Source organism: Endozoicomonas sp. SESOKO3 (assembly GCF_024606255.1).
In genome coordinates this window covers 19,919-27,002 of sequence record NZ_JAHHPR010000800.1, presented here as the reverse complement: position 1 = coordinate 27,002, position 7,084 = coordinate 19,919, and the positions used below count along the sequence as shown (strand labels likewise).

Below are 7,084 nucleotides of genomic sequence, written 5' to 3'. Positions count from 1 at the left end.
CGTAATCAACTACGGATTCTGGTACGGCATCTGCAAAACAACGGGGCTGGTCGCTGCCCTTTCCGGTCGGTTTGGCCTGTCCGGCACAGAGCAAAATGAGTTACAAGAGGCCAAATCATCTTTTTGTAATCAACTCGCTGCCGTTATCACCTCCACCGAGGTGGCTTTAGCCGGTCGCGTATCGCCCTGGCCTCTTGAGACGCCCTGGTGGCAGCCACTGCGATTTGTAGGAACAGCATACAGTGCATATGAAGCATACACTAACCGCGATCCCTATCTTATACCCATAATGACTACGGCTTACTTTACCCATGAGGTGATGGCAAGAACGGTAGCCGGAGCCACTACTGTCGGGGGTTTAAGGTACCAGAATGAAAGTACAATCCAACCTTTGGACTATACCCACACTGAATATAAAATGTTGTCATTTTTCACTGGCATGATGGTCGGGACAATAGTCCACGAGAAAATGATTGCCAGAGGTGTCTCTCCGGGAAAAGCAGCTTTTGGTTACATCATATCTGCCGTATTGACAGACGGAATATTATTAATAAGTAATCTCTCAAAACGTATTTTAGACGGTGATATTAGAGTTGAAACAGCAACGGCAGCAGAAGTCTTAGCCGGAACCGGAGCCATAGCTGGGTCATGGGCCACAGCTACAGTCGGAGTCGTAAATGTTGCGCAATCACCAAATTCATTATTCTTGGGCCACGTCACATTAGCCAACTTGTTTGTGGCAGAAAGTCTGACTGCTACTGTTCGAACTGAACTATGGTGCGCCGCTGGAATGGCGACGGGATCGGTAGTCGGAAGCGAAGTTGTGCATCTTCTGTGGCAACAACGCTCAAGACTGGATTCAAACCATTTATTGAATAACGTTGCTCTTACCCTGGCTCCTGCCTTGGCTCTCGCTCTGATCAATGGCTTTTCAAACAACATAGTCTATGGCTACTCACTGGAAGAGAGTTTCAGCGAAACAGCTCGTAACCAATGGAAGAAATTTCATGCTCCTTTGGATTATTTGTACACCTTGTTTAAATAACAGAGAGTTGATGCGAGGGTGAGAAACGTTACGACCTATGGGTGATGATGGTTAAAGCCCAGTCTGACACGATGGCTTGAAACATCAAAACAGCCCCATCTGTCCGTCAATCAACGTATTAAAATCAAGATTTATAAAAGGTAGAACTCCGTCCGCCACCGGCTTTAGCTGCTTGTCGATGTAATGTTGATAATCAATAGGGCTGGTGCAATATTCCAGCGGCTCAGGTCCATTGACTGTCATCAGGTACTGAATCCAACCTTTTCGCTGATACTTAAGTGATTTTCCCAGTGACTGATTGATCTCATCCGCCTTTCTGGCCGCCCTGACCTGGGGAGGAATGTTTTTAACATAGTCCTTGAGATTTCGCCGCAGTCGCTTTCGATATACCAGTTTGTCATCCCACGCTCCGGCCAGCGTTTTCTGAACGGTTTCCGTGACCAGCTTTTCCGGGGATTGATCATTAAACACTAACGAGAACAGTTCCGTTTGAAAATACTTGGCCAATGCCGTCCAGTCAGAACGCACCGTTTCCAGCCCCTTGAATACCAGTTCCTGTCCACCAGCAGTGGATTTAATGCCGGCATAGCGTTTTTTACTGCCGGTGTCCGATCCACGTATGGTAGGCATCAGAAACCTCTGGTAGCAAGTTTCGAACTCAAGTTCCAGCGCCGAGTCCAGTTGCAAATCTTCTCTCAGTTTGGCTGTCCAGCGGTCATTGATCATACGTTCCAGTTTTTTACCGGTCGATCTTGCCTGTTCATCGGAATAGGCCTCATCCAAAAGCACGAAAGTAGAATCAGTATCACCGTAAATCACCCGATAGCCCTGCCCTTCTATCCATCGGGCTGTCTGCTGCATGATTTCATGCCCTCGCAGGGTAATGGAGCTGGCCAACCGGGTGTCATAGAAACGACAACCACCTGAGCCCAACACGCCATAAAAAGAATTCATAATAATCTTCAGCGCCTGAGAACGGGCAGCATCGTTTTGCTTCTTGGCCTCATCCCTTTGAGCCCAAAAGGAAGCAATAATATCAGGGAGAAAATGCCGCTCACGTGAGAAAAGTGCGCCACGAAAACCGGGAATCGTACCTTCCGGTTCTTTCAAACCTTCTACCAGCCCGAGGGGATCAATTTTGAAGGTTCTGATGATCGAAGGATAAAGGCTCTTGAAATCCAGAACGATCACATTGCGATAGAGTCCGGGAATGGAATCCATGACATAACCCCCCGGACTGGCCAGACCACCCCCTTCTGGTAAATTCGGAGCCACATAACCGGCTCTGTGCAAACGTGGCATATAGAGATTGGTAAAGGCCTGGACTGAGCCTCCCATCCGATCAAGCTCCAGCCCGGTCAGATGACTGCGCAATCTCAGGTAATCAAGAATGTTGGTGTGTTCAAAAATCTCTTCAACCAGTCGGCAGTCTTGCAGGTTGTAACGGGCCAGCTTTTCCTTGTTATGGTGAAAGTCATGATTAATGATAGCCATCCGGTTATCTACGTCTTCTGTCGCTTTACCTTTGCCCAGCAGCGTCTGTGCCACAAACTCCAGACTAAAGCTGTCAAACTGATAGGTTGCAGCCTTTAAGGCCTCGATACCATCGATGACCATTCGACCGGGCAGAGTAATGAAGCCCTGTCCACTTTCACCTCTGCGATTTCTCCAGCTGGCTGCCTGTTGCCCCCTTCCCAGTTTTAACTTCATTCCATAGCGTTCCGCTCGTTTGAGCAGTAGCCGAAAATCAAAGTTAATGACATTCCAGCCAATCACTATGTCGGGGTCCAGAGTTCCAAGCGTCTCTTCAAGCGCCACAAGAAGTGCTTTTTCATCCGGAACCCATTGTATCCAGTCGACCCGCTCCTGATCGCCTACCATGATAACCCGTCCAAAGTCTCCTCCCGAAAGACCCACTGAGTAAAGTTCTCCCCGCTCGGAACATTCAATATCCAGGGAAACTACTTTGAAGTCGGGATTAAACTCTGCAGGACGAATGCGCGCATTGCGGTACTCCCGATAACCTGACTTCTGCACCGGATCTCCGGTGAATGCCACGCCACCGTAGACAAACCTCTCCATCAGAAACCGGTCTGCCAGCCTGACATCGGCTTCCAGCAACTCTATGCCTCTGGTACGAAAATATTCCTGCATCTGAAACGATTGCTGCACGTTATGACTATAAAGGGCAGTGACTGGCTCATGGCGAAAGTTCTTCAGAGGCAGCGGTTTTGCCTCAATCGTTGGATAAGTCCTGAAAAACTCACTCTGTAGCGGCTCAAACTCAGAGGAAACGACAAAGCAGACGGGACGCACCTCTTCAATTACCAGTCTTGCAGGGCCATCATCGGTGACAACCCACATAATAACTTCCGCCTGTCCCCTGTGGTCCTGGCTATGTCGGCTCAGAAGAAAGCCTCTGCGTACAGGCTCGGTATTTTGCAAGTCAGTTCTCAAATGTTGTTCTGTTTTCGGACTGGCTCCCGGGAGAGCATAATTTCCTGATATTAACATTGCCGCAGCAGCGCGGGGAGGCTAAAAACAAGAATCCGGATGGACAAACTCTCAGGACTGGCTAAAAATGGAGATACTTCAAGACCTTAACAAACGGCCCCTTGTGAGGGGTTGCATAAAAACACTGCTTCATCTTTGAACAGGGTGAAGTGATTTTTGAGATAAGAAAAATGACAGGTTCAGTTTAATGACATTACCTGACGATCTTGAATACCTGACAGGCTTTGGTAACGAACACGAAACAGAGGCATTACCCGATGCCCTGCCCAAGGCCTGCTTCAATCCTCAGAAAGTGGCTTATGGTCTGTATTGTGAACAGTTTTCAGCCACTGCTTTCACAGCGCCCAAACACCAAAACCGCCGAACCTGGACCTACCGAATCCGCCCTTCTGCTGTTCAGGGAAACTACCAGTGCTGGGATAAGAACCCCTTGCTGGAAACCGCTCCCCTGGATCTGCCTCCTGTGCCGAGCCCACTTCGCTGGGACCCCCTGCCCGCTCCTGAACAACCGACTGATTTTATCAGTGGCCTGACCACTATTGCAGCCAATGGTAAAGCCATCACGCAGATCGGTAGTGCCATTCATCTATACGCAGCTAATCAAAGCATGGAAAAGCGTTTTTTTTATAATGCCGATGGCGAGCTGCTGATTGTCCCTCAAACAGGGGCTCTGATGATCTTTACCGAACTGGGTCGATTACAGGTCAGTCCGGGCGATATCGCCGTGATTCCGCGGGGTATGAAATTCAGGGTCAACCTACTGGAGAGTCAAGCCAGCGGCTATCTCTGCGAAAACTATGGAGCCCCGCTCACCCTGCCGGAACGTGGCCCGGTAGGTGCCAATGGCTTTGCCAATGACCGGGATTTCCAATACCCCGTTGCCTGGTATGAAGATAAAGAAGGTGATTTCGAACTGATCGGTAAATTTGCCGGTCATCTTTATGTCTGTGAGCTCAATCACTCCCCATTGGATGTCGTTGCCTGGGTGGGGAATTCTGCGCCCTATAAATACGAGCTGTCCCGCTTTAATGCCATCAACACAGTAAGTTACGACCATCCTGACCCCTCTATTTTTACAGTACTGACATCTCAATCTCATACACCCGGCGTCGCCAATCTGGACTTTGTCATCTTCCCTCCCCGCTGGATGGTGGCTGAAAACACCTTCCGCCCCCCCTGGTATCATCGCAATTTTATGAGCGAGTTCATGGGATTGGTTCATGGTGTTTATGACGCCAAGGAAAATGGATTTGTACCCGGTGGAAGCAGTCTGCATAACAGTATGTCACCCCATGGTCCTGATGCAGACGTATTCAGGAAAGCCAGCGAAGCGCAGCTTAAACCCGTGCGTTATGAAAATACTCTGGCCTTCATGTTTGAATCCCGATACGTCTATGTACCCTCAAAATTCGCGATGGAGAGCGACATACGACAAAAAGACTATATTAAATGCTGGTCTGGCCTGCAGAAGCACTTTGACCCGAACCAGAAACCTTAAACAAGAATAATCATGAGTGTCAGGCTACGCTATTGGCTGCTGACACTCTGTTTTTCCAATGCACTCAGGATAGATAATGATTTCACTGAACGAGACTCATGACGTCAATCTCACCAGCTGGGTATATTGTGCTAACCAGTCAGACTGCGACTTCCCCATTCAGAATCTGCCTTTTGCTGTTTTTCGCAAAGGCAGCGAGCCCTTTCGGTGCGGCGTAGCCATTGGTAACCAGATTCTGGATCTCAAGGCGACAGCAGCACTGAAACCTTTTGACGGCAAAGCAGCCGACGCACTCGCAGCTTGTGCCCACGATAACCTCAATCCCCTGATGGAGTTGGGTTTTGAATATTGGAGTGCTCTCAGGCTGAGCCTGTCCAGGGCACTGAGAACAGAGTCAGAGCTTGAAAGCCAGCTGAAACCCTTTCTGCTCACCATGAATAAAGCCGAATTTGCCCTGCCCTGCCAGATTCGGGATTACACTGACTTCTATTCATCTATCTATCACGCCAAAGCAGTCGGTTCATTATTCAGACCCGATAACCCTTTGCTGCCTAACTACAAATGGGTGCCTATTGGCTACCATGGCAGAGCCTCTTCTATTGAAGTTTCAGGGCAGACTTTTCATCGTCCACAAGGTCAAACCAAAGCGCCGGATGCAGAACAACCCTTATATGGTCCTTGTAAACGACTCGACTATGAGCTTGAAATGGGCATTTTCATCGGTCAGGGCAACCCTCTGGGTGCTCCTGTTGCGCTGGATGAGACCGATCAGCATGTATTCGGAATGTGTCTTCTGAATGACTGGTCTGCACGGGACATCCAAGCCTGGGAGTACCAGCCCCTGGGACCGTTTCTGGCCAAAAGCTTTGCCTCTACCATATCGCCGTGGATTGTCACGCTGGAAGCACTGGCACCCTACCGAACCAGTTACCTTCGTCCTGCCGATGATCCACAACCCCTGCCTTATTTGAGCTCGGAAGAAAACAGCACCCTGGGAGCACTGGATATTCAGCTGGAAGTCCTGCTACAAACACCCGCTATGAAAGGTGCTCAGCAAAGTATGGAAAAACTGTCTCAGTCCAGTTTCAAACATTCTTACTGGAGTGTTGGACAGATGGTGGCTCATCACGCCAGTAACGGTTGCAACCTGCAATCCGGTGATTTGCTGGGAACGGGTACTCAGTCAGGCCCCAGGCCAGAGGAAGCAGGCTCTTTACTCGAGCTGACAAAAGGTGGCAAGGAGTCTTTGACCCTGACCAATGGTGAACAAAGAACGTTCCTGCAAGACGGAGATACCGTTGTCATGAGAGGCTGGTGCGAGAAAGAAGGCGCTGCCAGAATCGGCTTCGGTGAAGTCTCAGCCACCCTTCTGCCAGCAAAGGAGTAATGCCATGAAGCTTTATAGTTACTTCCGATCTTCAGCGGCTTATCGGGTAAGGATCGCCCTGAACCTGAAAGGACTGGATCACGAATTGATCCCGGTTAACCTGTTGAAGTCAGAGCAGACGAAGGAGCAATATAAAAGCATTCAACCCCAGGGACTGGTACCGGCAATGGCAGTCGGGAATAACAGACTGATTCAGTCAATGGCTATCCTGGAATGGCTTGAAGAAACCTGTCCGGAACCGACCATTATCCCGGGTGATGTCTGGCAGAAAGCCCAGATCCGCAGCCTGGCCAATATCATCAGCTGCGATATACATCCTCTGAACAACCTGAGAGTTCTGAAATATCTCAAGTCAGAATTTGCAGTGAGTGACGAACAGAAAAACCAATGGTACCAGCACTGGATAAAAGCCGGGTTCGAGGCTTATGAGCAGCAATTGGGGGATGACTATTTCTGTATCGGAGATACACCCACCCTGGCCGATATCTGCCTGATACCGCAGGTCTACAATGCCTTGCGATTTAAAGTATCGTTAACGGATTATCCAAAAATCCAGGCAGTCCATCAGCACTGCAATGAACTCAAGGCATTTATTGATGCCAGTCCGGAGCAACAGCCTGATAGCACTCTGTAACAGAAG

Annotated in this window: 5 protein-coding genes; 4 read left to right on the top strand and 1 reads right to left on the bottom strand. The window is 49.3% G+C overall.

Annotation, left to right across the window (positions count from 1 at the left end; translation table 11 throughout):
• Positions 1-1,045 (top strand): hypothetical protein (locus KDK18_RS14400; protein WP_257255626.1); only part of this gene is annotated, 1,045 nt, incomplete at its 5' end.
• Between the two features lie 84 nt (positions 1,046-1,129).
• Here the strand turns inward: KDK18_RS14400 and KDK18_RS14395 are convergent.
• Positions 1,130-3,490, bottom strand: coding sequence for a DNA polymerase II (locus KDK18_RS14395; RefSeq protein ID WP_257255628.1), 2,361 nt, complete (start codon positions 3,488-3,490; stop codon positions 1,130-1,132).
• A gap of 256 nt (positions 3,491-3,746) precedes the next feature.
• On the opposite strand from KDK18_RS14395, the gene hmgA reads away from it, so the two are divergent.
• From hmgA to maiA, 3 genes are all read left to right on the top strand, one after another.
• Complete coding sequence (hmgA, locus tag KDK18_RS14390) at positions 3,747-5,057, top strand: homogentisate 1,2-dioxygenase (RefSeq protein WP_257255625.1); 1,311 nt, start codon at positions 3,747-3,749, stop codon at positions 5,055-5,057.
• Between the two features lie 76 nt (positions 5,058-5,133).
• Positions 5,134-6,444, top strand: coding sequence for a fumarylacetoacetase (gene fahA / locus KDK18_RS14385; RefSeq protein WP_257255624.1), 1,311 nt, complete (start codon positions 5,134-5,136; stop codon positions 6,442-6,444).
• Positions 6,445-6,448: 4 nt separating this feature from the next.
• Complete coding sequence (maiA, locus tag KDK18_RS14380) at positions 6,449-7,078, top strand: maleylacetoacetate isomerase (protein ID WP_257255623.1); 630 nt, start codon at positions 6,449-6,451, stop codon at positions 7,076-7,078.
• The last annotated feature ends 6 nt before the right edge of the window (positions 7,079-7,084 follow it).